We start from the raw sequence: 23,877 nt of genomic DNA, 5'->3' as shown, positions 1-23,877 counted from the left end.
ACCTATTTTTAACTGTGACACAAGTCGCCGCCGTCATCGTCGCCATTGCGATCCTGTTTTTCATGCTGGACAGCTATCAGCCTGAGTTTTTGATGCAGCACGGCCGTTGCCTGACGGAAAGCGCCATCGATGAAGGCCCGCTGGGCTGGGGAATGCGCTTTTTCCTGCTTTCTCTGGCGGTCGGGCTGATCTTTATCGCTATCGTCTTTTTCCTGAGTTTCAGGGACGACTGACGCTTTCCGCTTATCATATCCTGAACGGCCCCGCCCGAGGGTGAGGCAAAAAAATGGCTCCCGGACGGGAGCCATTTTTGTCTGACCTTCAGCGCATTACTTCTTCTTCGCTTTCGGGTTCGGCAGATCGGTGATGCTGCCTTCGTAGATCTCCGCCGCCAGCCCTACGGACTCATGCAGCGTCGGGTGCGCATGGATAGTCAGCGCGATATCTTCCGCATCGCAGCCCATCTCAATCGCCAGACCGATCTCGCCCAGCAGCTCGCCGCCGTTAGCGCCAACGATCGCGCCGCCGATGATGCGGTGAGTTTCTTTGTCGAAGATCAGCTTGGTCATGCCGTCAGCGCAGTCAGAAGCGATGGCGCGCCCGGAAGCCGCCCACGGGAAGGTAGCGGTTTCAAAGCTGATGCCTTTCTCTTTGGCTTCTTTCTCGGTCACGCCTACCCATGCCACTTCCGGCTCGGTGTAAGCGATGGACGGAATCACCTTCGGATCGAAGTAGTGTTTTTTGCCGGCGATAACTTCAGCGGCAACGTGGCCTTCATGCACGCCCTTGTGCGCCAGCATCGGCTGACCGACGATGTCGCCGATGGCGAAGATGTGCGGCACGTTGGTGCGCAGCTGTTTGTCGACGTGGATGAAGCCACGGTCGTCAACTTCGACCCCGGCTTTACCGGCATCAAGCAGCTTGCCGTTCGGCACACGGCCGATAGCAACCAGCACCGCATCGTAGCGCTGCGGCTCGGACGGCGCTTTCTTGCCTTCCATCGTGACGTAGATACCGTCTTCTTTGGCTTCTACCGCCGTCACTTTGGTTTCCAGCATCAGGTTGAACTGCTTGCTGATGCGCTTGGTGAACACTTTCACCACGTCTTTGTCAGCCGCCGGAATAACCTGATCGAACATTTCCACCACGTCGATCTGGGAACCCAGCGCGTGATATACGGTGCCCATTTCCAGGCCGATGATACCGCCGCCCATAACCAGCAGACGCTCCGGTACGGTGGTCAGCGCCAGCGCATCGGTAGAGTCCCAAACGCGCGGATCGTCGTGCGGAATGAACGGCAGTTGAATCGGGCGGGAACCGGCCGCGATGATGGCGTTGTCGAAGTTGATCACGGTTTTGCCGTTCTCGCCTTCCACTTCCAGCGTGTTGGCGCCGGTAAATTTACCCACGCCGTTCACAACGTTGACCTTACGGCCTTTCGCCATGCCGGCCAGACCGCCGGTCAGTTGAGTAATGACTTTTTCTTTCCACAGACGCACTTTATCAATATCGGTTTTCGGCTCGCCGAAAACGATGCCGTGCTCCGCCAGCGCTTTTGCCTCTTCGATCACTTTGGCAACGTGCAGCAGCGCCTTGGAAGGAATACAGCCTACGTTCAGACATACGCCGCCCAGGGTGGAGTAACGCTCCACCAGAACGGTCTCCAGACCTAAATCCGCGCAACGGAAAGCAGCAGAGTAACCTGCAGGGCCCGCCCCAAGTACCACGACCTGAGTTTTAATTTCAGTACTCATCATGACCTCTTTATTGTTTATCCGGCGGGTGGACGTCGTTGCTGGCGCACACATGTATTACGTCATTAGTTGCGGCGAGAGTGTGTTTTTACGCCCATCATCCACCGGGACGCTCGTACCGCCCGTAGTTTACAGAATTGTTAACATTTCTGTAAAGCTATGATCCGGTAACGAAAGTCTCAACTCCATTGCTGAAGCGAGTTAGCTCCAGCGGCTTTGAAAAAAAGGCCGGCCCCAGGCCGGCCTTCACGCGCCTTACATCACCAAACGGCGGATGTCAGACAGCGTGTTGTTGATGATGGTAATGAAACGCGCACCATCTGCGCCGTCGATCACGCGGTGGTCGAAGGACAGAGAGATCGGCATCATCAGGCGCGGCACAAACTCTTTGCCGTTCCACACCGGCTCCATCGCAGATTTGGAAACGCCCAGGATAGCCACTTCCGGCGCGTTCACAATCGGGGCGAAGTGGGTGGTGCCCAGGCCGCCGATGCTGGAGATCGTGAAGCATCCGCCCTGCATCTCGCCGGCGGTCAGCTTACCGTCACGCGCTTTTTTGGAGATAGTCATCAGCTCACGGGACAGCTCAATGATGCCCTTCTTGTTGACGTCTTTGAATACCGGAACCACCAGACCGTTCGGCGTATCAACCGCAACGCCGATGTTGATGTATTTCTTCAGCGTCAGACGCTGGGCATCCTCAGACAGCGAGCTGTTGAAGCGCGGCATCTGCTCAAGCGCGGAAGCAACGGCTTTCATGATGAACACCACCGGGGTGATCTTCACGTCCAGCTTGCGCTTCTCGGCTTCAGCGTTCTGCTGCTTACGGAAGGCTTCCAGCTCGGTGATGTCGGTTTTGTCGAAGTGCGTAACGTGCGGGATCATCACCCAGTTACGGCTCAGGTTAGCACCAGAGATCTTCTGGATACGACCCAGTTCGACTTCTTCCACTTCACCGAACTTGCTGAAGTCCACCTTCGGCCACGGCAACAGGCCCGGCAGAGAACCGCCGGTCGCGCCGGCCGGAGCGGCTTCGGCACGCTTAACGGCTTCTTTCACGTAGGCCTGAACGTCTTCGCGCAGGATACGGCCTTTACGGCCGGTGCCTTTCACCTTGGTCAGGTTGACGCCGAACTCGCGTGCCAGGCGACGGATAACCGGGGTTGCATGCACGTAGGCATCGTTCTCGGAGAACTCGCCTTTGTCCGCCGGCTGAGCCGCGGCAGGCGCTGCGGCCTTCGGCGCTTCTGCGGCAGCGGCAGGTGCGGCGGCCTGTGCCGGAGCGGCAGCAGGCGCGGCGCCAGCCACTTCGAACGACATGATCAGGGTGCCGGTTTTTACCTTGCTGCCGACGCTGACCTTAATGTCTTTCACTACGCCGGCGAACGGCGCGGGCACTTCCATGGAGGCTTTGTCGCCTTCCACGGTGATCAGTGACTGTTCAGCTTCCACCTTGTCGCCGACCTTGACCATCACTTCAGTGACTTCAACTTCATCACCGCCGATGTCCGGCACGTTGACGTCCTTCACCGCGGAGGCGGCAGGCGCGGCAGACGCAGCGGCTTTCGGTGCTTCCGCTGCGGCAGGGGCCGCACCGGCAACTTCGAAGGTCATGATCAGGGTACCGGTTTTCACCTTACCGCCGACGCTGGTTTTAATCTCTTTCACCACGCCGGCGAACGGCGCGGGCACTTCCATGGAGGCTTTGTCGCCTTCCACGGTGATCAGCGACTGTTCAGCTTCTACTTTATCGCCGACCTTCACCATCACTTCCGTGACTTCAACTTCATCCGCGCCGATATCCGGCACGTTCACTTCTTTCACCGCGGAAGCGGCGGCCGGTGCGGCAGCGGCCGGTTTTTCTTCGGCTTTGGCCGGCGCGGCGGATGCCGCATCAGCGCCGTCGAAAACCATAATCAGCGTGCCGGTAGCGACTTTATCGCCCACCGCAATCTTGATCTCTTTCACCACGCCCGCTTGCGGGGAAGGCACTTCCATGGAAGCTTTGTCGCCTTCCACGGTGATCAGCGACTGTTCGGCTTCCACTTTGTCACCGACCTTGACCATCACTTCGGTAACTTCAACTTCATCGGTACCGATGTCCGGAACCTTAATTTCGATAGCCATTATTCTCTACCTCTTATGCCAGACGCGGGTTTACTTTCTCAGGATCGATGTTGAATTTCTTAATGGCTTCAGCCACTACGGAAGCTTCAACTTCGCCGCGTTTAGCCAGTTCGCCCAGAGCGGCAACCACCACGTAAGACGCATCGACTTCAAAGTGGTGACGCAGGTTTTCACGGCTGTCGGAACGGCCGAAACCGTCGGTGCCCAGTACGCGGTAATCATCGGACGGCACGTAGGTGCGAACCTGCTCGGCAAACAGTTTCATGTAGTCGGTGGATGCCACCGCCGGTGCGTCGTTCATCACCTGAGCGATGTACGGCACGCGCGGGGTTTCCAGCGGGTGCAGCATGTTCCAGCGCTCGCAGTCCTGACCATCGCGGGCCAGCTCGGTGAAGGAGGTGACGCTGTAAACGTCGGAGCCCACGCCGTAGTCTTTGGACAGAATTTCCGCCGCTTCACGCACGTGACGCAGGATGGAGCCGGAACCCAGCAACTGAACTTTGCCTTTGGCGCCTTCCAGGGTTTCCAGCTTGTAGATCCCCTTGCGGATGCCGTCTTCCACACCCTGCGGCATCGCCGGCATGTGGTAGTTTTCGTTCAGCGTGGTGATGTAGTAGTAAACGTTCTCCTGCTTCTCACCGTACATACGCTCCAGGCCGTCATGCATGATCACGGCGACTTCATACGCGAACGCCGGATCGTAGGAGATGCAGTTCGGGATGGTCAGCGCCTGAATGTGGCTGTGGCCGTCTTCGTGCTGCAAACCTTCGCCGTTCAGGGTTGTACGGCCTGAAGTACCGCCGATCAGGAAGCCGCGCGCCTGTTGGTCGCCCGCCGCCCAGCACAGGTCGCCGATACGCTGGAACCCGAACATGGAGTAGTAGATGTAGAACGGGATCATCGGCAGATCGTTGGTGCTGTAGGAGGTCGCAGCAGCCAGCCAGGACGCGCCGGCGCCCAGCTCGTTGATGCCTTCCTGCAGGATCTGGCCTTTCTCGTCTTCTTTGTAGTAAGCCACCTGCTCACGGTCCTGCGGGGTGTACTGCTGGCCGTTCGGGCTGTAGATACCGATCTGACGGAACAGACCTTCCATACCGAAGGTACGCGCTTCGTCGGCGATGATCGGCACCAGACGATCTTTGATCGACGGGTTCTTCAGCATCACGTTCAGGGCACGCACAAAGGCGATGGTGGTGGAGATTTCTTTGCTCTGCTCTTCCAGCAGCGCGCTGAAGTCAGACAGTGCCGGAATGTCCAGCTTCTCGCTGAAGTGAGTCAGACGGCTCGGCACATAACCTTTCAGCGCCTGGCGGCGTTCATGCAGGTATTTGTACTCGTCGGTTTCCGGCCCGAAGGTCAGGTACGGCATCTTTTCGATGTCCGCATCGGCAACCGGTACGTTGAAACGGTCGCGGAAGTAACGCACACCGTCCATGTTCATTTTCTTCACCTGGTGAGCGATGTTCTTGCCTTCGGCGGTATCGCCCATGCCGTAACCTTTGATGGTGTGGGCCAGGATGACGGTCGGCTGACCTTTGGTTTCCTGCGCTTTCTGGAAGGCAGCAAACACTTTCTTCGGATCGTGACCACCACGGTTCAGTGCCCAGATCTCGTCGTCGGTCATATCTTTAACCAGTTCGGCGGTCTCCGGATACTTACCGAAGAAGTGCTCACGCACGTAAGCGCCGTCTTTGGATTTAAAGGTCTGATAGTCGCCGTCAACGGTTTCGTTCATCAGCTGAATCAGTTTACCGCTGGTGTCTTTACGCAGCAGCGCATCCCAGCGGCTGCCCCAGATCACTTTGATCACGTTCCAACCGGCGCCGGCAAAAATGCCTTCCAGCTCGTTGATGATCTTGCCGTTACCGGTGACCGGGCCGTCCAGACGCTGCAGGTTGCAGTTGATGACGAAGCACAGGTTGTCCAGCTTCTCACGGGTCGCGATGGTGATCGCGCCCTTGGATTCCGGCTCGTCCATCTCGCCATCGCCCAGGAAAGCGTACACGCGCTGGGCGGAGGTGTCTTTCAGCTCACGGTGTTGCAGGTACTTCAGGAACTTCGCCTGATAGATCGCAGCCAACGGCCCCAGACCCATGGAAACGGTCGGGAACTGCCAGAATTCCGGCATCAGTTTCGGGTGCGGATAAGAGGACAGACCTTTACCGTGAACTTCTTGGCGGAAATTATTCATCTGCTCTTCAGTCAGACGACCTTCCAGGAAAGCGCGGGCGTAGATACCCGGGGAAATGTGGCCCTGGAAGTAAACCAGGTCGCCGCCGTCGTTATTGTTACGCGCGCGGAAGAAGTGGTTAAAGCAGACTTCGTATACCGTGGCGGAAGACTGGAAAGACGCCATGTGGCCGCCCAGCTCCAGATCTTTCTTCGACGCATGCAGCACCGCCATAACGGCGTTCCAGCGAATGGCTGAACGGATGCGGCGTTCCAGATCCAGATTTCCGGGGTAAGCCGGCTCATCTTCCACCGCGATCGTGTTCACATAATCGCGGTTGACCGCGCCAGAAGGCAGGTTCACGCCGCCTTTACGGGCTTCACCCAGCACCTGATCGATCAGGTACTGAGCGCGCTCTACGCCTTCTTCACGGATGACCGATTCGATCGCCTGCAACCAATCGCGGGTTTCGATCGGGTCCACGTCATTGTTTAAACGATCTGACATGGTGGTATTCCTTATCTGTCTAATGGTTTGTTTATCAAGAGCCGGTCTTGTGTGCATTTTCACTGTGGTTCAGGAAAATACACCAAGACAGGCCCAATCACTTGGTTGCCTAGATGTTGCACTAAAGGCCCCCGGAGGGAGCCAAGACTTATTCCTTTCTCTGCAGGAGGCGGCGCAGCGAACGTTCGCGACGGCTGTGTTCACGCCCCATTTCCAGCAGCACATCCTCAATGAAAGCCAGATGCCGGTGCGAGGCTTCCCTGGCTTTTTCCGGTTCGCGGGCCATAATGGCTTCGAAGATACTGGCGCGGTGATCGCCGACCTTCACCAGCATTTCACGGCGCGCATACAGCATTTCGAAGTTTTGCCTGACGTTCTGTTCCAGCATCGGCCCCATACAACGCAGCAGATGCAGCAGCACCACGTTGTGCGCCGCTTCGGTTACCGCCACCTGATACTGCATGACCGCATCGGCTTCCGCGTCCAGATCGCCGCTCTGCTGCGCCAGCTGAATTGCCTGGTGGCAATCGCGGATGCGCGCCAGATCTTCTTCCGTACCGCGCAGGGCGGCATAATAGGCGGCGATGCCTTCCAGGGCGTGACGGGTTTCCAGCAGGTCGAACTGTGATTCGGGATGGTCGGCCAGCAGCGCGGCCAGCGGATCGCTGAAGCTCTGCCAAAGGTTGGTTTGAACGAAGGTGCCGCCGCCCTGACGGCGCAACAGCAGGCCTTTAGCCTCCAGGCGCTGAATGGCCTCCCGCAAAGAAGGGCGCGATACATCAAATTGCTTTGCCAGCTCACGCTCGGGCAGCAGCTTTTCTCCCGGGCGCAGGGTGCCTTCCAGAATCAGATATTCCAGTTGCTGTTCAATGACATCTGACAATTTAGGCTGGCGAATTTTGCTGTAGGCCATGTGGCTTTATCTTCTCTGCGGGTAGCGTATTTTCTCAGCGGATGGCGCGGAGTCAATTGGTAATACCAATTTTAAAAACGTGACGCTAAAGTAACAAACTATTCACCTTGTGTCCATACAGGCTTTGATGGAAATCATGAAAGCCGGCATTTTTTAACAAAAGCACTAACAGAACACAGCAATAGCACAACTTTTGTTCTGCCATTTCCTTTACTATCGCGGCCGCGGTTTTAACTTTTTTGAAACGAAGAGTAGTCATACTGAAGCGAGAAAGCAGCGCCAATAACGAATAAAAATTCATACATTGTGAGTTTTTATTTTATTGGGTTTTGATAATGCATCATGCCGGGAGGGCGCACTGTTTCAATCATGCCTATCGCTGAAATCGGTACGAATACCGGGGATACAAAACTGAAGGCAAACCGTATTTCGGCCCTTTCGTGAAATTATTTCGGTAACCTCTCATTTCTGCCCAATTTTCGCCCGGGCTTGCACTTCTGTCCTATAGTGAGATTTCCACCCCATTAAATAAGGTGCATTTTCCCGCGCTTATCATTATTCTTCGCATATTGGTAGCTGGCTCAGCTACTTAATGACAGACGAAGTGTAAATATAAATATACAGGCAGTGTATCTATAAAATTACAACTATGGGTCGTTTGCGGTGCCGTCACGCTTATGCGCACCGCAACTTGAGAGGATGAAAGACATGAGTGATCGGCAGCAGCATGATCAGCCGCACCAGGAGCAGCTGAAGCGCGGCCTAAAAAACCGCCACATTCAGCTAATCGCGCTCGGGGGAGCAATCGGAACCGGGTTATTTTTGGGCATCGCGCAAACTATCAAGATGGCGGGGCCTTCCGTCATTCTCGGCTACGCCATCGGCGGCTTTATCGCATTTCTGATTATGCGCCAGCTGGGGGAAATGGTGGTGGAAGAGCCGGTAGCCGGTTCGTTCAGCCATTTCGCCTATAAATACTGGGGCAACTTCGCCGGCTTCGCCTCCGGCTGGAACTACTGGGTGTTGTATGTGCTAGTGAGCATGGCGGAACTGACCGCCGTGGGCATTTACGTTCAGTACTGGTGGCCGGAGATCCCCACCTGGGTTTCCGCGGCCGTCTTCTTCCTGGCGATTAACGCGATTAACCTCGCCAATGTAAAAATTTACGGCGAAATGGAGTTCTGGTTCTCCATCATTAAAGTGGCGGCGATTATCGGGATGATCGTGTTCGGCGCCTGGCTGCTCGCCAGCGGCAGCGGCGGGCCGGAATCCACGGTCACCAACCTGTGGGCGCAGGGAGGTTTCTTCCCCAACGGCATCAGCGGGCTGGTGATGGCGATGGCGGTCATCATGTTCTCCTTCGGCGGGCTGGAGCTGGTCGGTATTACCGCCGCTGAAGCGGAAAACCCGGAGAAGAGCATTCCCAAAGCCACCAACCAGGTTATCTACCGTATCCTGATTTTCTATATCGGCTCCCTGTCCATCCTGCTTTCCCTCTATCCGTGGGGCAAAGTGGTCGAAGGCGGCAGCCCGTTCGTGATGATTTTCCACGAGCTGGACAGCAACGTTGTCGCGACCATCCTGAATATCGTGGTACTGACCGCCGCGCTGTCGGTGTATAACAGCGGCGTTTACTGCAACAGCCGCATGCTGTTCGGACTGGCCAGGCAAGGCAATGGTCCGAAGGCGCTGCTGAAGGTTGACAGACGCGGCGTACCCGTCGTGGCTATCGGCGTTTCCGCTCTGGCAACGGCGCTGTGCGTCGTCATCAACTACCTCATGCCGGGTAAAGCGTTCGAGCTGCTGATGTCGTTGGTCGTTTCCGCACTGGTTATCAACTGGGCGATGATCAGCCTGGCTCACCTGCGCTTCCGCGCCGCCAAAAACCGCGAAGGCGTGACGCCGAAGTTCAGGGCGCTGTGGTACCCGCTGGGCAACTACCTGTGCCTGCTGTTCATGTGCGGCATTCTGATCATCATGTACATGACGCCGGGCATCCGCATCTCCGTAGAGCTGATTCCGGTATGGCTGATTATCCTGGGTATCGGCTACTGGGTGAAACAGCAGGCCAGCCGCGGCGTCGGCGTCTCTTCCAGTCAGTAAGTTTCGCAATACATAAAAAAAGCCCGGCGCTGAATAAGAGCGCCGGGCTTTTCTGTTTCAGGGAAACGGCTTACATCAGCGCCCCGTAAATCGTCAGCAACGCGACGATCACCACCAGCACCATCGTGATTTTACGCGCCAGCGTCACCGCCGCGCGCGGCGTTTTCACCGCATCGGTATGCGGCTCGCGCGCCAGGGAAAACTGCGCCAGATGCGTCAGCACGGAGTACTGGGAGGTACGGCCGTCCGTCAGCGAAGCCAGCCAGGCCGGCAACGCTTTCTCGCCGTGCCCCAGCAACGCATAGGCCACGCCCGCCAGACGTGCCGGGATCCAGTCCAGCCAGTGCAACAGGCGGTCCACGCCGGACATCGCCCGCTCCAGCGGCGTAGCGCGGCGCGCCAGCCAGGTCTGATAGGCACGCAGCAGAGCATATCCCGCCAGCGCCACCGGGCCGAACGGCCCCGCCGCCACAAACCAGAACAACGGCGCGAGATAAAAACGGAAGTTGATCCAGACCAGCGCATTCTGCAATTCGCGCAGCCGTTCTTCTTCGCTGCACTCCTGCGGCAGCCCGTGGATCAGGGCCAGCTCGTCGGCCATCCGCGACGCCGCATCCGCCTCGCCTTTGCGTGCCGCCGTCAGGTAATCGCGATAGTGCCGGCGGATTTCGCCCGCGCCGATGCAAAACAGCGCGATGACGATCCACAACAGCAACGAGATCACCCCGAAGAACAGGCCGCCAGCCAGTTTGAGAATGACGTATATCACCGCCATCCAGACAACGGCCATCAGAATCGTTTTCATCAGCGACGCTTTGCCGCTCCGGCAGAACAGGGGCTCAAACCGATGGTCGATCTGCCAGTGTTCGCCCAGCTTGAACAACCGCTCCCATACCAGTACCAGTAATAACGAAAATAACGTCATTCGTGCTCACTCTCCCTTGCAACAGTCAATGCCAAACAGTTATTCAGTTGTCTTTGGTATGCTTCCCAGCAAAACGCCGGCCCCGGATCGGTTTTACGGCCGGGCGCGATGTCGCTGTGCCCGGTGATCCGTTGCGGCGTAATCGGATAATGGCGCAGCAGCAGCACGCTGATCGCCGTCAGCGCCTGATACTGCGCCCCGGTGAACGGCAGGGTATCTGTCCCTTCCAGCTCAATTCCGATAGAAAAATCATTGCAGCGCTCCCTGCCCTCAAAGCTGGACACCCCGGCATGCCAGGCACGCTTATCAAACGGAACATATTGGACAATTTGCCCGTCCCGGCGAATCAAACAGTGTGCGGAAACGCGCAGATGCTGAATTTCAGCAAAAAACGGATGGTCTTCCGCCTGCAGGGTGCCGGTAAAAAGTTGATCGATGTACGGACCGCCGAACTCCCCCGGCGGCAGGCTGATGTTATGTACCACCAGCAGGGAAGGCTGTTCCCCTTCAGGACGCTCATCAAAGTGCGGGGAAGGCACGCGCTTCACGCCGCGAATCCATCCGTTATCCAGTTGCATCGTTCGGCTCGCTCCGGGCTCAGGTAGCACTAAATACGGCAACAGGGTAGCATGATTATGTCAGGCTGTGTCCTGCCATTATCAACAGTGCCCCGCCGCCGGACTGGCGGGGACCGACACGCTTATCCGCAACTTTTGGAGTTTTGCTATGCCGACACGCCGCTACAGTGCCGACGCCCGCCGGGCGGACCTGCTGGAACGCATTGAGAACGACATCCCTTACTCTGTCGCCCAGGCCTTACGGGAAGATTTAGGCGGCGAAGTCGACGCCGGGCGCGATCTTTCCGCCCAGCTTCTGCCGGAAGATAAAGAGGCCAGCGCCACGATCATCACCCGTGAAGCCGGTGTTTTTTGCGGCGTCCGCTGGCTGGACGAGGTTTTTCTTCAGCTCGGCAATAAGGTGAAGGTTGAATGGTTGGTCAAAGACGGCGACAGCCTGACGCCGAACCAGCAGCTGTGCCGTCTGCACGGCCCGGCCCGCATTCTGCTTACCGGCGAGCGTACCGCGCTGAACTTCCTGCAAATGCTGTCCGGCGTGGCGACCACGGTCAGCCACTACGTCGCGCTGCTGAAAGGCACCCGTACCCAGTTGCTGGACACCCGTAAAACCATTCCCGGCCTGCGCACCGCGCTGAAATACGCCGTGCTGTGCGGCGGCGGCAACAACCACCGCCTGGGGCTGTCCGACGCCTATCTGATCAAAGAAAACCACATCATCGCCGCAGGCTCCATTAAGCAGGCGGTGGAACAAGCGTTCTGGATGCATTCTGATGTTCCGGTAGAGGTGGAAGTTGAGTCCCTCGACGAGCTGCAGCAGGCGCTGGATGCCGGTGCGGACATCATCATGCTGGACAACTTCACGACCGACATGATGCGCGAAGGCGTCAAGCTGACCGACGGTAAAGCTCAGTTGGAGGTTTCCGGCAACGTGACCGACGAAACCCTGCCGATCTTCGCCAAAACCGGCGTCGATTTTATTTCCGTCGGCGCGCTGACCAAGCATATCCGCGCGCTCGATCTGTCCATGCGTTTTAAATAATGCCCCCTGAGCACCGGGCTTCATGCCCGGTGTTTATCCTCCCCCTCTTCGCGTCCTGCCTGCGTTGACGGCGCCCGGAAGGGGCCGCCACAGGGCATATTTGCGAAAGCCCACGCAACTTTTTGTCCGTTCACGCAACGAACGTATTTTCTCTTCAAAACGCATTCCGGCCTGACGTTCTCATCATGGCGTTGCTTCGTATCCCGGCGCATGCTCTGCGCCGGGACATCATTGAGCAAAGAGGACAGCTATGACGCGACAATCCGGATTTACCCTGATCGAACTGATGGTGGTGATCGCCATCATCGCCATTCTGAGCGCCGCCGGTCTTCCGGCTTACCAGAGCTATATTCAGAAAGCCGCCATGACGGACCTGCTGCAAAGCATCATGCCTTACAAAACGGCAACCGAGCTTTGTGCGCTGGAACAGGGCGTTTTGACGGGATGCAACAGCGGCAGCCAGGGCATACCGGAAGGAAAAAGCAGCAACTACGTCAGCACCGTCAGCGTTCAGCAGGGCGTGATTCGTCTGAGCGGGCAGCAGGCGCTGGCCGGGCTTTCCGTCATCATGACGCCACAGCCAGACAGCAGCAGCGGTGATTTAAGCTGGAGCCGGACCTGCACGGCCGCCGACAATGCCTCATTAGTCAGCGCCTGTGAAAGCGTACTGCGTTTTACGCCGGCGCCGGGAGCGAACTGATGGCCTCCACAGACGCCTCCGCCGCCGTCCGGCGCCTTTGCCGCCAGCACCAATACCGGATTGTGGAAGAAACACCGCAGACCCTGACGCTGGCCGCTCCAAGCGCCCCGGATGAAACGCTGCTGCAAACCCTGCGTTTCGCCAGCGGCAAAACCGTAATTTGGCAGCACTGGCAGGCAGCACAGCTTGAGTCCCGGCAAACGCCCGTACAGAACGATGACGATGCCCCGGAGATGCCCGCAGAGGACGCCCGCACGGAGGAAGCCCTGGATGAACTGCTCCGGCTTGCGCTGGAACGCCGCGCCTCCGATATTCACCTGGAGCCGCGCGATGGCGGCCTTCAGGTACGCCTGCGCATCGACGGCGTTCTGCAACCGCTCAATTATCCCTTTTCCTGCCATCCCGGACGCATTATTCCGCGGCTGAAGGTGCTCGCCGGTTTAGACATCGCCGAACGCCGTTTGCCTCAGGACGGCCAGCTGACGCTGGAGCTTCACCAAACCGCACATACGCTGCGTATCGCCACCCTGCCCGTCCGGGAGGGAGAGAAAGCGGTGCTGCGGGTCGTACAGGAGCAAAATACGCCAATGACGCTTGAACAGTTGGGGCTGGATGAGGACGCGTTGCAGCAGTACCGGCAGATACTGAAGCTGCCGCAGGGCCTGATCTTGGTTACCGGCCCGACGGGGAGCGGAAAAACCGTGACGCTGTACAGCAGCCTGAACTACCTGAACGCGCCCGGAATCAATATTTGCAGCGTGGAAGACCCGATTGAATCACCGCTGCCCGGCATTAACCAAACCGCGATTAACACGAAAGCGGGATTACAGTTCAATACCGTGCTGCGCGCGTTGCTGCGTCAGGATCCCGACGTCATTATGATCGGCGAAATCCGCGACGCGGAAACAGCAAGCATCGCCATCAACGCGGCACAGACCGGCCATCTGGTGCTGTCCACGCTGCATACCAACTCCGCCTGCGAAACGCTCATCCGGCTGGCGCAGTTAGGTATTTCCCCACATCTGCTCGCCGGCAGCATCCGCCTGGTTATCGCGCAACGGCTGGTGCGGCGGCTTTGCCCGCATTGCCGTTATCAGGATGAATCAGCAGTGCCTCCCCCGCCCGGATGGCAGGGGGTATTCCGGCGCTGGAAGGCGGCGGGCTGCCCGCACTGCATCGGCGGTTACTATGGACGTACCGCCGTGTATGAGTTTCTTCCCGTCGGTGCGGCCATCCAACACGTTCTGCTGAACGGAGGCACGGCCGCAGATCTGCAACGGGCGGCGTTACGCCAAGAAACCAGAACGCTTTGGCAAACCGCCTTGCAACTGGCTCACCGGGGAGAAACATCCTGTGAGGAAGTTATGCGCGTATTGGGCGATCCCCTGTCATGAACTGGTTTATTTTCAGGTGGCAGGCGCTGACGGAACATGCCGAACCCCGGCAGGGCGATATGCTGGCCCATGATGCCGCTCAGGTGCTTCAGACGCTGCTGGCGCATGACCTCCACCCTTTGCGCATACGGAAACATCAACGGTTGGGAACCAACCGCTGGTCGCCGCAGGAACAAATTCACTGCCTGGAACAGTTGGCAACGTTGCTGCATGCCGGAATGCCGCTGGTACGATCCCTGCAAATGCTGGCGGATGATCATCCCCAACGGCACTGGCGCTGTCTGCTGACGCAGTTAACCGCCAGGGTGGAACAGGGAAATACGCTTTCTGAAGCGCTGGAGGAGTATGGAGATATTTTTCCGCCGGTTTACGCCAAAACCATCGCCACCGCGGAACTGACCGGCAACATGGCGCTGTGCTGTCAGGCACTGGCGCATCAGCAAAAACAGCACTACCTCCTGAAGCAGCGGCTCAGGAAAGCCATGCGCTATCCGCTGATTGTCTGTATCACCGCGCTGCTGGTCACGCTGATGATGCTCATCTGGGTTTTGCCGCAGTTCGCGTCGCTCTATCAGAGTTTCAACGCCCCGTTGCCCTGGTTTACCCGTTTCCTGCTCAAGCTGTCGGACATTATCGGACGCACGGCGCCGGTAGTTGCGCCCTCATTGCTCCTGGCCGGGGTGTTTATCCGCCGCCACTGGCACCGAACGCCATCATGGCGGCAACGCTGGCAAAAGTTCCTTATCCGCATTCCGTTGCTGCGCGGCCTGATTACGGCCACCCACCTCGGCCAGCTGTTTCACACGCTGAATATGACGCAAACCGCAGGCCTCCCCCTACTCAGCGGGCTGGATAACGCCGCCCGCAGCGTCGATCACATCCTGTTTCGTCAGGCCATGACAAACATTATTGGGGAGTTGAATCAGGGGGAATCGTTCAGTATTGCGGTTTCCCGCCAACCCATGCTGCCGGCGCTCTGTTTCCAGCTTATCCGGGTTGGGGAAGAGTCAGGAGCGCTGGATACGCTGCTGGAAAAACTGGCGGAACACTACCAACAGCAGGCGCAACAAATCGGTGACGCGCTGGCCCAAACCACAGAACCGCTGATGATGGCGGTTATCGGCATCATTGTGGGATCGCTGGTTATGGCAATGTATTTACCGATTTTTCAGTTGGGAAGCGTTTTGGGGTAAACAGGAGGGAATAACCGCGGCAACGACCCCGCCGCCGCGGTCATGGCGTTACTCTTTACCGAATACGCGGTTTTCCTGCTCCGCCACGCGGATGAACGTCGTGCGCTTTGTCATTTCTTTCAGGCGTGAAGCACCCACGTAGGTGCAGGCTGAACGCAGGCCGCCCAGAATATCGCGGATAGTGTTATCTACCGGCCCGCGCAGCGGCAGCTTAACCGTTTTACCTTCCGCAGCACGGTACTCCGCGACACCGCCGACGTGACGGTTCATTGCGGAAGCGGAGCTCATTCCGTAGAACAACATGAAACGCTCGCCGTTTTCTTCCACGATCTTGCCTCCGCACTCATCATGCCCGGCCAGCATACCACCCAGCATAACGAAATCCGCGCCGCCGCCGAACGCTTTGGCTACGTCGCCGGGCATGGTGCAGCCGCCGTCGGAAACGATTTGTCCGCCCAGACCGTGAGCCGCGTCTGCGCACTCAATCACCGCCGACAGTTGCGGATAACCAACGCCGGTTTTTACCCGGGTGGTGCACACGGAGCCGGGGCCGATGCCGACCTTCACGATGTCCGCGCCGGAAAGAACCAGCTCTTCCACCATTTCACCGGTGACTACGTTACCGGCGCAGATCACGCTGTCCGGGCAGGCTTCACGCGCCTTACGCAAGAATTCGACAAAATGTTCGGAATAGCCGTTGGCAACGTCAATACAGATGAATTTCAGCAACGGGGAGAGCGCCAGAATTTGCTTCAGCTTAACGAAATCGGCATCGGAAGTGCCGGTAGAAACCATAACGTGACGCAGCACGCTTTCCGGCATTTCGTTAACGAAAGCCTGCCACTCTTCAACGGTGTAATGCTTGTGAACGGCAGTCAGTACATCGAATGACGCCAGGGCTTCCGCCATGCGGAAAGTGCCGACGGTATCCATATTGGCCGCAATGATAGGAACGCCCGACCATTGGTGTCCGGAGTGTTTAAACGTATATTCACGCTCCAGCTCCACCTCTGAACGGCTTTTCAGCGTGGAACGCTTGGGACGAATCAATACATCTTTAAAGCCTAACTTTAAATCTTCTTCAATACGCATGAATAACGCTTCCTGGTTATGGCGACGGATCGCAACGTGATCGGGGGCGTGCAAATGACGCCACTTCCAGTAGTGTTATCATACGCAAGAATAATGCGCCGACAAGACTGCGATTTAATCAATTTTTGCAGTACACTCCCATAAATTTATCCGCGTCAGCCAAGCCGTCACACATCACATTTTTTACGCCTCCACCGCGCCAGAAACCTGTATTTAAGTCTTGTTTTACCTTTCAATCGGCACCGAAAGCACCGTGTTATTTCTTTTGACGGGGATCTGTGAAATATTGTCACTTATATGCTGCTCAATGGCGGCTTGCACTTGGCGCACAGAACATTATGATGCGCGTGTCATTTATTACCTGTTTGCATCATCGCCACCTGAGCAAACACAATACAGAGAAGCCATGACTTACATTGTTGCATTGACTGGGGGTATCGGCAGCGGCAAAAGCACCGTTGCTCTGGCATTCAGCGACTTAGGCGTCCCGGTTATTGATGCGGATATTATCGCCCGCCAGGTTGTGGCCGCCGGCTCCCCGGCACTGGCGCAAATTGCCGCCCGTCACGGCGCACAGATACTGAATGCCGACGGCACCCTGCACCGCGCCGCATTGCGGGAAATTATTTTCGCTTCCCCGGCAGAAAAAACCTGGCTGAACAATCTGCTGCACCCGCTTATTCAACAGGAAACCCAGCATCAACTCTCTCAGGTCACCCAACCTTATGCCCTGTGGGTGGTTCCCCTGTTGGTGGAAAACGGCCTGACTGAACGGGCGGATCGGGTACTGGTTGTCGATCTTCCCCCCGATCTTCAGCTGGAACGCACCCTGGCCCGCGACGGCGTTTCCCGTCAGCAGGCGGAAAATATTCTGGCCGCGCAGGCAACCCGGGAACAACGCCTGGCCTGCGCCGATGACATCATTGATAACAGCGAGCCGGCGGAAACCCTCGCACCGCGTGTTGCCGCATTACACCGTCATTATCTTGAACTGGCCGCGCTTAAACAGGATCGACATCATGAGTGAAAACACCGGCACCATTCTGTTTGAACACCCATTAAACGAAAAAATGCGCACCTGGCTGCGCCTGGATTATCTGCTGCAACAGTTGTATAAGAACCACAGCCTGCACGATGAGGTGTCTACCCTGGCCTTTTTCCGGACTATCTCTGAATTTTTAGACGTGCTGGAACGGGGCGAAGTACGAACCGATTTGCTGAAAGAGCTGGAACGCCAACAGCGTAAATTGTCGCAATGGTCGGAAGTGCCCGGCGTGGATACGGAAATGGTGTCTCAGCTGAGCCAGCAGCTAAAGGAAAGTTCGGCGTCGCTGATGTCGGCGCCGCGCATCGGTCAGAGCCTGCGCGACGACCGCCTGATTGCGCTGGTGCGCCAGCGTCTGAGCATTCCGGGAGGATGTTGCAGCTTCGATTTGCCCACGCTGCATCTCTGGCTGCATCTCCCTCAGGACGTTCGCAATCAGCAGTCCGAGGAATGGTTAAACTCTCTGACGCCGCTCTATCAGGCACTCGCCCTGATTCTGCAATTAATCAGAAACTCCGCCGCGTTTAAACCCATGACCAGCCTGAACGGTTTCTATCAGGAAAATGCCGAAGGCGCCAACCTGCTGCGGCTGCAACTGCCTCTGGAAGCGGCGCTTTACCCGCAGATCTCCGGCCACAAAACCCGCTTTGCCATCCGTTTCCTGCCGCTGGACAGCGAACACGGCACGGTACCGGAGCGTCTGATATTCAATCTTTCCTGCTGCTGAGTACGGGAGCAAACTTTGTATTCCGCGCCATAACCGGCGACAATAGGGGAAAAGCCGGCAATACAGAGGAGAAAATCATGGAGCAGGATATTACGGTGGTTAACTGCCCCAACTGCGGTAAACCGGTTATCTGGGGAGAAGAGAGCCCCTATCGGCCCTTTTGCAGCAAACGCTGCCAGTTGATCGATTTGGGTGAATGGGCGGACGAAGAGAAGCGTATTCCCAGCAATGACGATATGTCTGAATCAGACAGCTGGAGCGAAGAACCTTGATCCCGGCCCCGGCGCCGTTAACAGGCTCCGGGGTGCCGGTCAGGTATTCAGGCATTGTTGAGTAGCTCAATAACCGGTTTATTCGGCTCAGGAAACTCACCAGCGTTAAGCGCATGCTGATGAACCCAGCGTTCCGGCTGTCCTTCCCGGCCAAACGGCGTGCCTTGCCAGTGTTCTACCAGGTAGAAGTACAGCGTCACGGTGCGATCATCAAAGTGATGATCCAGGCTGCATAACAGTTCGCTTTGCTGCACCTGAATCCCGGTTTCTTCCATCAGTTCCCGCCGCAGTCCTTGTTCAGGGCTTTCCCCCGCTTCAATTTTTCCGCCGGGAAACTCCCACAGCCCCGCCAGGTGTGAATCCCCAACGCGACGGGTGATAAAAACCTCACCCTTTTCATTACGGATGATCCCCACGGCAATATGCAGATGTTTACGCGTCACAGTTGCGCTCCTGACAATAAAAAGGGACACGCGCCGCGTATCCCCTGCTGAAAGATCGTGCCCGCCGTCAGACGGGCATCGGGAAGTGATTATCCCTGCAAGCGGCCATGGCACTGCTTGTATTTCTTACCGGAACCACACGGGCAGGGATCGTTACGACCCACTTTCCGCTCGCCGGTCTGCGTTGCCAGATCCTGAGCGGCGGCGGTTTCATCATCCAGATGGCTAAGCTGCTGCTGACGGGCCAGACGCTCCGCTTCTTCGCGGCGCTGCTGCTCCATCGCCTCAACCTCTTCCGGCATGCGCACCTGCACCTTGCTCAGCACGCTGATGACTTCATACTTCAGCGCTTCCAGCATGGAGGCAAACATGGAGAAAGACTCGCGTTTGTACTCCTGCTTCGGATCTTTTTGCGCGTAACCACGCAGATGGATGCCCTGACGCAGATAGTCCATCGCCGCCAGGTGCTCCTTCCACAAGGAGTCGAGCGTTTGCAGCATGACGCCTTTTTCAAAGTTACGCATCATCTCAACGCCAACGAACTCTTCTTTCTGATGATAGATTTCGATCGCTTTTTCCAGAATACGCTCACGTAACGTTTCTTCGTGCAGCTCAGGTTCTTTATCCAGCCATTCTTTGATTGGCAGGTCGAGATCAAAATCATTTTGCAGACGTTCGCACAGCCCCGGCACGTCCCACATTTCCTCCAGCGACTGCGGCGGAATGTAGTTGTCGATCACCGTCTTAAAGACGTCTTCGCGGATGCTGGTGATGGTTTCGCTCACATCGCTGACATCCAGCAGTTCATTACGCTGGGTATAGATGGCGCGACGCTGATCGTTAGCCACATCATCGTACTCCAGCAATTGTTTACGAATATCGAAGTTGCGGCTTTCCACTTTGCGCTGGGCATTGGCAATCGCCTTCGTCACCCACGGGTGTTCGATAGCTTCGCCCGGCTTCATCCCCAGCTTACGCATCATACCCGCCACGCGATCGGAGGCGAAGATACGCATCAGGGAGTCTTCCATAGAAAGGTAGAAGCGGGAAGAACCCGGGTCGCCCTGACGGCCAGAACGGCCACGCAGCTGGTTGTCGATACGGCGCGATTCATGGCGCTCAGTACCGATGATATGCAGACCGCCGGCGGCCAGCACCGCGTCGTGGCGAACCTGCCAGTCGGCTTTAATCTGATCGATCTGTTCCTGAGTCGGGTTTTCCAGCTCAGCGATTTCTGTCTGCCAGCTGCCCCCCAGCACGATGTCAGTACCACGGCCCGCCATGTTGGTGGCGATGGTAACAGCGGCAGGCTGACCGGCCTGAGCGACGATATCCGCTTCTTTGGCGTGGAATTTGGCGTTCAGCACGTTGTGCTTGATGCCCGCTTTATCCAGTTCGCGGGACACCACTTCCGACTTCTCGATGGAAATAGTACCGACCAGCACCGGCTGCCCTTTGGAGGTACGCTCGCGGATATCTTCGATAATCGCCGCGATCTTCTCCTGCTCGGTCATGTAAACCAGATCCGGCAGATCCTTACGGACCATCGGACGGTTGGTCGGCACGACGATGGTATCCAGACGATAGATAGAGCGGAATTCGAATGCTTCGGTGTCCGCAGTACCGGTCATGCCCGCCAGTTTTTCATACAGACGGAAGTAGTTCTGGAAGGTGATGGATGCCAGGGTTTGGTTTTCATTCTGAATTTCCACCCCTTCTTTGGCCTCTACGGCCTGATGCAGACCGTCAGACCAGCGACGACCCTGCATGGTGCGGCCGGTGTGTTCGTCGACGATAATCACTTCGTTGTCTTTCACGATGTAGTCGACGTCACGGGTAAACAGCGCGTGAGCACGCAGCGCGGCAGTGACGTGGTGCATCAGCATGATGTTGGCCGGAGAATAAAGCGACTCGCCCTCTTCCATGATGCCGGCATCCATCAGCAGCTCTTCAATCAGCACCAGGCCGCGCTCCGTCAGGTTAACCTGACGTGCCTTTTCGTCCACGGAAAAGTGCCCTTCGCCCTGGAACGTATCCGAGTCGTCTTTCTCCTGACGGATCAGTTTCGGGATCAGTTTATTGACCTTGATGTACATCTCGGAGCTGTCTTCCGCCGGACCAGAAATGATCAGCGGGGTACGCGCTTCATCGATCAGGATGGAGTCCACTTCGTCCACCAGCGCATAGTGCAGCTTACGCTGTACGCGCTCTTCCGGACTGAACGCCATGTTGTCACGCAGGTAGTCAAAGCCATATTCGTTGTTGGTGCCGTAGGTGATATCGGCGGCATAGGCCGCGCGTTTGGCCGGCGGCGCCATACCCGGCAGGTTAATGCCGACAGTCAGCCCCAGGAACTCAAACAGCGGGCGGTTATTTTCGGCGTCGCGCTGCGCCAGGTAGTCGTTCACCGTCACCACGTGCACGCCTTTACCGCTCAGCGCGTTCAGGTAGGCCGGTAAGGTCGCGGTCAGCGTTTTACCTTCACCGGTACGCATTTCGGCGATGCAGCGATCGTTCAGCACCATACCGCCCAGCAGCTGCACGTCAAAGTGACGCATGCCAAACACGCGTTTACTGGCCTCGCGCACCACGGCAAAGGCTTCCGGGATCAGGGACTCCAGCACTGCGCCTTTCGCCAGGCGCTCACGGAACTCATCGGTTTTCGCCTTCAGTTGGTCATCGGAGAGTTTTTCCATCTCCGGTTCCATCTGGTTGATCAGCGTTACGGCTTTGCGCATGCGGCGCAAAATACGATCGTTATGGTTACCAAAAACCTTAGTCAGCAGCTTAATTAACATTCTCTAAAAATCTCTTACGGGACGGTAAGTTATGGCGTCCCAAATCCATAATTCGTGTATGTATCCGGTCTAACGGAGAATTCAGGAAATGCGCTGCTGAGGTCCGGCGCGAATACCCCGGACACTGGCTAACCACAGTGCCGCAACGTTACGCGCCTTAAAAGGCTCGGGTTTTACGGACGGAGAAACAGAGTCGGCCTGCGGCGGCCGGGCAGGTTGCATGGTCAGCAGCGAACTCAGCAACGCCAGTTGCTGGACCTGTCGCTCGCTGGCTCCGGCTTTGCCGTGAACCGCAACGGGAGAAGAAATGGTGTACGTCAGGTGACGGATGGCGTTACGCAGGGCATGCTGATGCCAGTAATCCACCGGCCAGAAGCCGCCGCGACGTTTACCGGCCTGCAAACTGACCAGATCATAGGTAGTATGGGCATCAATCAGATGCTGCAAACCGGGCGCGAAGCTGGAGACTTGTTGTTCAGAGGCCGCCGGCGCCGCAGGCACCCCGAGCGTAGCCGCGACCATCCCCAACAGGAGATGAGGCCAGAAATAACGTCTGCCAAATTGTCGCCAACGATTTAGAATACCAATCACGCTCGTTATACCATTACATGAAATCAGTCACAGCGGAGCCGCAGCCATGCGCGATAGTCGCCCTCAATCTCTGGATACCCTGTTCAACGACAACAGTGCCGGTGCGCTGCGCAACGTACAACAACGTGCCGTTGCCCTGCTCAAACTCAACCGGGCGGTGAAAGCGCTGTTACCCGCACCGTTGCAGCCATGGTGCCGGGTCGCGAACTTTCGCCAGGGTATCCTGATTCTGGAGACAGGCAACGCCAGCTGGATGATGCGTTTACGCTATGAACAATCCAGCCTGCTTTCCGCGCTCAGGGCTGAGATTTTACCATCATTAGCGGCAATCGACATCAGGATTAATCCTTCCCTGATGACGGAAATGGCGATAAAAACAGCAAAAGAAGAGATAAATCAGGAAGTGATGGCGGACCCGGCTCGTCCCGCCCGTAAACTCAGCGCGGAAAGTGCGGCACAATTGGAATCGCTGGCAGAGCGCAGCCCGGAAAAACTGAAGGCAAAACTAAAACGACTGGCTGCGTTGGCCGGAGAGAGAGATACCAACGAAACCAGTCGTAATAAAAAACGGTAAAGCTTATGCCAGTACCGTAGACGGCGCCCGGAAGGCTACCGGCAACTCCGCATCGTCCTCGAACGTTACGAATTCCCAGGCTTCCTGTTTAGCCAGCACAGCCTGCAACAGTTTGTTGTTCAGCGCATGACCTGACTTATAGGCGGTAAACGCGCCGATAATGTTGTGGCCGCACATGAACAGGTCGCCGATGGCGTCCAGCATTTTGTGGCGCACGAACTCATCGTCGAAACGCAGCCCGTCTTCGTTCAGCACACGGTAATCGTCAACCACGATGGCGCAATCAAAGCTGCCGCCCAGGCACAGGCCGCGGGATTGCAGGTATTCGATATCCTTCATGAAGCCGAAGGTACGCGCCCGACTGATCTGGCTCACGAAAGCGTCCGCGGAGAAGTCCATACGGTAGCGTTGTGAACTGGAATCAATCGCCGGGTGGTTGAAGTCGATGGTGAAGTCCAGGCTGAAGCCGTTGTACGGCGCCAGTTCGGCCCACTTATCGCCATCTTCCACGCGCACGGCTTGCTTCAGGCGCAGGAATTTCTTCGCCACGTTCAGCTCTTCAATTCCGGCATCCAGCAGCAGGAAGACGAAAGGACTTGCGCTGCCGTCCATGATCGGAATTTCCGCCGCATCGACTTCGATAATAATGTTATCAATACCCAGCCCCGCCAGAGCAGCGTTCAGATGCTCTACGGTTGAAATACGCACGTCATGCTCGTTTACCAGGCACGTACAGAGCATGGTATCACGCACGGATTTTGCATCAGCCGGGAAATCAACCGGTGGATTCAAGTCAGTGCGACGATAGATGACCCCGGTATTAGCCGCGGCTGGGCGCATCGTCAGGGTGACTTTCTTGCCGGTATGGAGACCGACACCCGTCGCCTGCACAATACGTTTTAATGTCCGTTGTTTGATCATCGTTTTATCTC

21 protein-coding genes are annotated in these 23,877 nt (G+C 57.0%); 10 read left to right on the top strand and 11 right to left on the bottom strand.

Annotation, left to right across the window (positions count from 1 at the left end):
- The first annotated feature begins 14 nt into the window (after positions 1-14).
- Positions 15-233, top strand: a complete 219-nt coding sequence (locus tag C8D90_RS06475; protein ID WP_115457606.1) for a hypothetical protein — start codon at positions 15-17, stop codon at positions 231-233.
- 96 nt (positions 234-329) lie between these two features.
- Here the strand turns inward: C8D90_RS06475 and lpdA are convergent, their stop codons facing one another.
- The 4 genes from lpdA to pdhR form a co-directional block, all read right to left on the bottom strand.
- A complete protein-coding gene (gene lpdA / locus C8D90_RS06470) occupies positions 330-1,754 on the bottom strand; it encodes a dihydrolipoyl dehydrogenase (protein WP_162844369.1) in 1,425 nt (474 codons plus the stop codon).
- A gap of 255 nt (positions 1,755-2,009) precedes the next feature.
- Positions 2,010-3,881 (bottom strand): pyruvate dehydrogenase complex dihydrolipoyllysine-residue acetyltransferase, encoded by a 1,872-nt coding sequence (gene aceF, locus C8D90_RS06465; RefSeq protein ID WP_115457604.1) that lies wholly within the window; start codon positions 3,879-3,881, stop codon positions 2,010-2,012.
- 13 nt (positions 3,882-3,894) lie between these two features.
- Positions 3,895-6,558 carry a pyruvate dehydrogenase (acetyl-transferring), homodimeric type gene (gene aceE / locus C8D90_RS06460; protein WP_115457603.1) on the bottom strand — a complete coding sequence of 888 codons (2,664 nt, stop codon included), beginning with the start codon at positions 6,556-6,558 and terminating at the stop codon, positions 3,895-3,897.
- 148 nt (positions 6,559-6,706) lie between these two features.
- Positions 6,707-7,471 carry a pyruvate dehydrogenase complex transcriptional repressor PdhR gene (gene pdhR, locus C8D90_RS06455; RefSeq protein ID WP_115457602.1) on the bottom strand — a complete coding sequence of 255 codons (765 nt, stop codon included), beginning with the start codon at positions 7,469-7,471 and terminating at the stop codon, positions 6,707-6,709.
- Between the two features lie 708 nt (positions 7,472-8,179).
- Here pdhR and C8D90_RS06450 point away from each other — a divergent pair.
- Positions 8,180-9,574, top strand: a complete 1,395-nt coding sequence (locus tag C8D90_RS06450) for an amino acid permease (protein WP_115457601.1) — start codon at positions 8,180-8,182, stop codon at positions 9,572-9,574.
- A 70-nt stretch (positions 9,575-9,644) separates the two neighbouring features.
- Here the strand turns inward: C8D90_RS06450 and ampE are convergent, their stop codons facing one another.
- Both ampE and ampD read right to left on the bottom strand, forming a co-directional pair.
- Positions 9,645-10,499, bottom strand: coding sequence for a beta-lactamase regulator AmpE (gene ampE, locus C8D90_RS06445; RefSeq protein ID WP_115457600.1), 855 nt, complete (start codon positions 10,497-10,499; stop codon positions 9,645-9,647).
- Positions 10,496-11,077: a 1,6-anhydro-N-acetylmuramyl-L-alanine amidase AmpD gene (gene ampD / locus C8D90_RS06440; protein WP_115457599.1), complete on the bottom strand. Its 582-nt coding sequence runs from the start codon at positions 11,075-11,077 to the stop codon at positions 10,496-10,498. Before ampD ends, ampE begins: the two co-directional genes overlap by 4 nt.
- Before the next feature lie 148 nt (positions 11,078-11,225).
- On the opposite strand from ampD, the gene nadC reads away from it, so the two are divergent.
- From nadC to hofC, 4 genes are all read left to right on the top strand, one after another.
- Positions 11,226-12,116, top strand: a complete 891-nt coding sequence (nadC, locus tag C8D90_RS06435; protein ID WP_115457598.1) for a carboxylating nicotinate-nucleotide diphosphorylase — start codon at positions 11,226-11,228, stop codon at positions 12,114-12,116.
- A 250-nt stretch (positions 12,117-12,366) separates the two neighbouring features.
- Positions 12,367-12,816, top strand: a complete 450-nt coding sequence (gene ppdD, locus C8D90_RS06430; RefSeq protein ID WP_115457597.1) for a prepilin peptidase-dependent pilin — start codon at positions 12,367-12,369, stop codon at positions 12,814-12,816.
- Positions 12,816-14,210 carry a type II secretion system protein GspE gene (gene gspE, locus C8D90_RS06425; RefSeq protein WP_115457596.1) on the top strand — a complete coding sequence of 465 codons (1,395 nt, stop codon included), beginning with the start codon at positions 12,816-12,818 and terminating at the stop codon, positions 14,208-14,210. Before ppdD ends, gspE begins: the two co-directional genes overlap by 1 nt.
- A complete protein-coding gene (gene hofC / locus C8D90_RS06420) occupies positions 14,207-15,403 on the top strand; it encodes a protein transport protein HofC (RefSeq protein WP_115457595.1) in 1,197 nt (398 codons plus the stop codon). The genes gspE and hofC overlap by 4 nt, the downstream gene beginning before the upstream one ends.
- A 48-nt stretch (positions 15,404-15,451) precedes the next feature.
- Here hofC and C8D90_RS06415 read toward each other — a convergent pair whose 3' ends face one another.
- Positions 15,452-16,495, bottom strand: a complete 1,044-nt coding sequence (locus C8D90_RS06415; RefSeq protein ID WP_115457594.1) for a GMP reductase — start codon at positions 16,493-16,495, stop codon at positions 15,452-15,454.
- Between the two features lie 406 nt (positions 16,496-16,901).
- Between C8D90_RS06415 and coaE the strand changes: the two genes are divergently transcribed.
- The 3 genes from coaE (at position 16,902) to yacG (ending at position 18,539) form a co-directional block, all read left to right on the top strand.
- Positions 16,902-17,522 (top strand): dephospho-CoA kinase, encoded by a 621-nt coding sequence (gene coaE, locus C8D90_RS06410; RefSeq protein ID WP_115457593.1) that lies wholly within the window; start codon positions 16,902-16,904, stop codon positions 17,520-17,522.
- The gene (zapD, locus tag C8D90_RS06405) at positions 17,515-18,267 is read left to right on the top strand and encodes a cell division protein ZapD (protein WP_115457592.1); all 753 of its coding nucleotides are present in this window, start codon (positions 17,515-17,517) and stop codon (positions 18,265-18,267) included. Before coaE ends, zapD begins: the two co-directional genes overlap by 8 nt.
- A 77-nt stretch (positions 18,268-18,344) precedes the next feature.
- A complete protein-coding gene (gene yacG / locus C8D90_RS06400) occupies positions 18,345-18,539 on the top strand; it encodes a DNA gyrase inhibitor YacG (protein ID WP_115457591.1) in 195 nt (64 codons plus the stop codon).
- Between the two features lie 47 nt (positions 18,540-18,586).
- Here yacG and mutT read toward each other — a convergent pair whose 3' ends face one another.
- The 3 genes from mutT to secM all read right to left on the bottom strand — a co-directional run bounded on the left by mutT (position 18,587) and on the right by secM (position 22,371).
- On the bottom strand, positions 18,587-18,982 hold the full coding sequence (mutT, locus tag C8D90_RS06395; protein WP_115457590.1) for an 8-oxo-dGTP diphosphatase MutT: 396 nt from the start codon (positions 18,980-18,982) through the stop codon (positions 18,587-18,589).
- Positions 18,983-19,071: 89 nt separating this feature from the next.
- Complete coding sequence (gene secA / locus C8D90_RS06390; protein WP_115457589.1) at positions 19,072-21,780, bottom strand: preprotein translocase subunit SecA; 2,709 nt, start codon at positions 21,778-21,780, stop codon at positions 19,072-19,074.
- An 81-nt stretch (positions 21,781-21,861) separates the two neighbouring features.
- Entirely contained in the window at positions 21,862-22,371 is a 510-nt protein-coding gene (secM, locus tag C8D90_RS06385) for a secA translation cis-regulator SecM (protein ID WP_115457588.1), read from the bottom strand.
- A gap of 46 nt (positions 22,372-22,417) precedes the next feature.
- Between secM and C8D90_RS06380 the strand changes: the two genes are divergently transcribed.
- Positions 22,418-22,945, top strand: coding sequence for a DUF721 domain-containing protein (locus C8D90_RS06380; protein WP_115457587.1), 528 nt, complete (start codon positions 22,418-22,420; stop codon positions 22,943-22,945).
- A gap of 3 nt (positions 22,946-22,948) precedes the next feature.
- Here the strand turns inward: C8D90_RS06380 and lpxC are convergent, their stop codons facing one another.
- The gene (lpxC, locus tag C8D90_RS06375) at positions 22,949-23,866 is read right to left on the bottom strand and encodes a UDP-3-O-acyl-N-acetylglucosamine deacetylase (protein WP_115457586.1); all 918 of its coding nucleotides are present in this window, start codon (positions 23,864-23,866) and stop codon (positions 22,949-22,951) included.
- Between the last annotated feature and the right edge of the window lie 11 nt (positions 23,867-23,877).

This window comes from Enterobacillus tribolii (assembly GCF_003363015.1).
Taxonomy (GTDB): domain Bacteria; phylum Pseudomonadota; class Gammaproteobacteria; order Enterobacterales; family Enterobacteriaceae; genus Enterobacillus; species Enterobacillus tribolii.
Note: the sequence above shows the minus strand (reverse complement) of the source record. Positions and strands in the feature narration are given on the sequence as shown.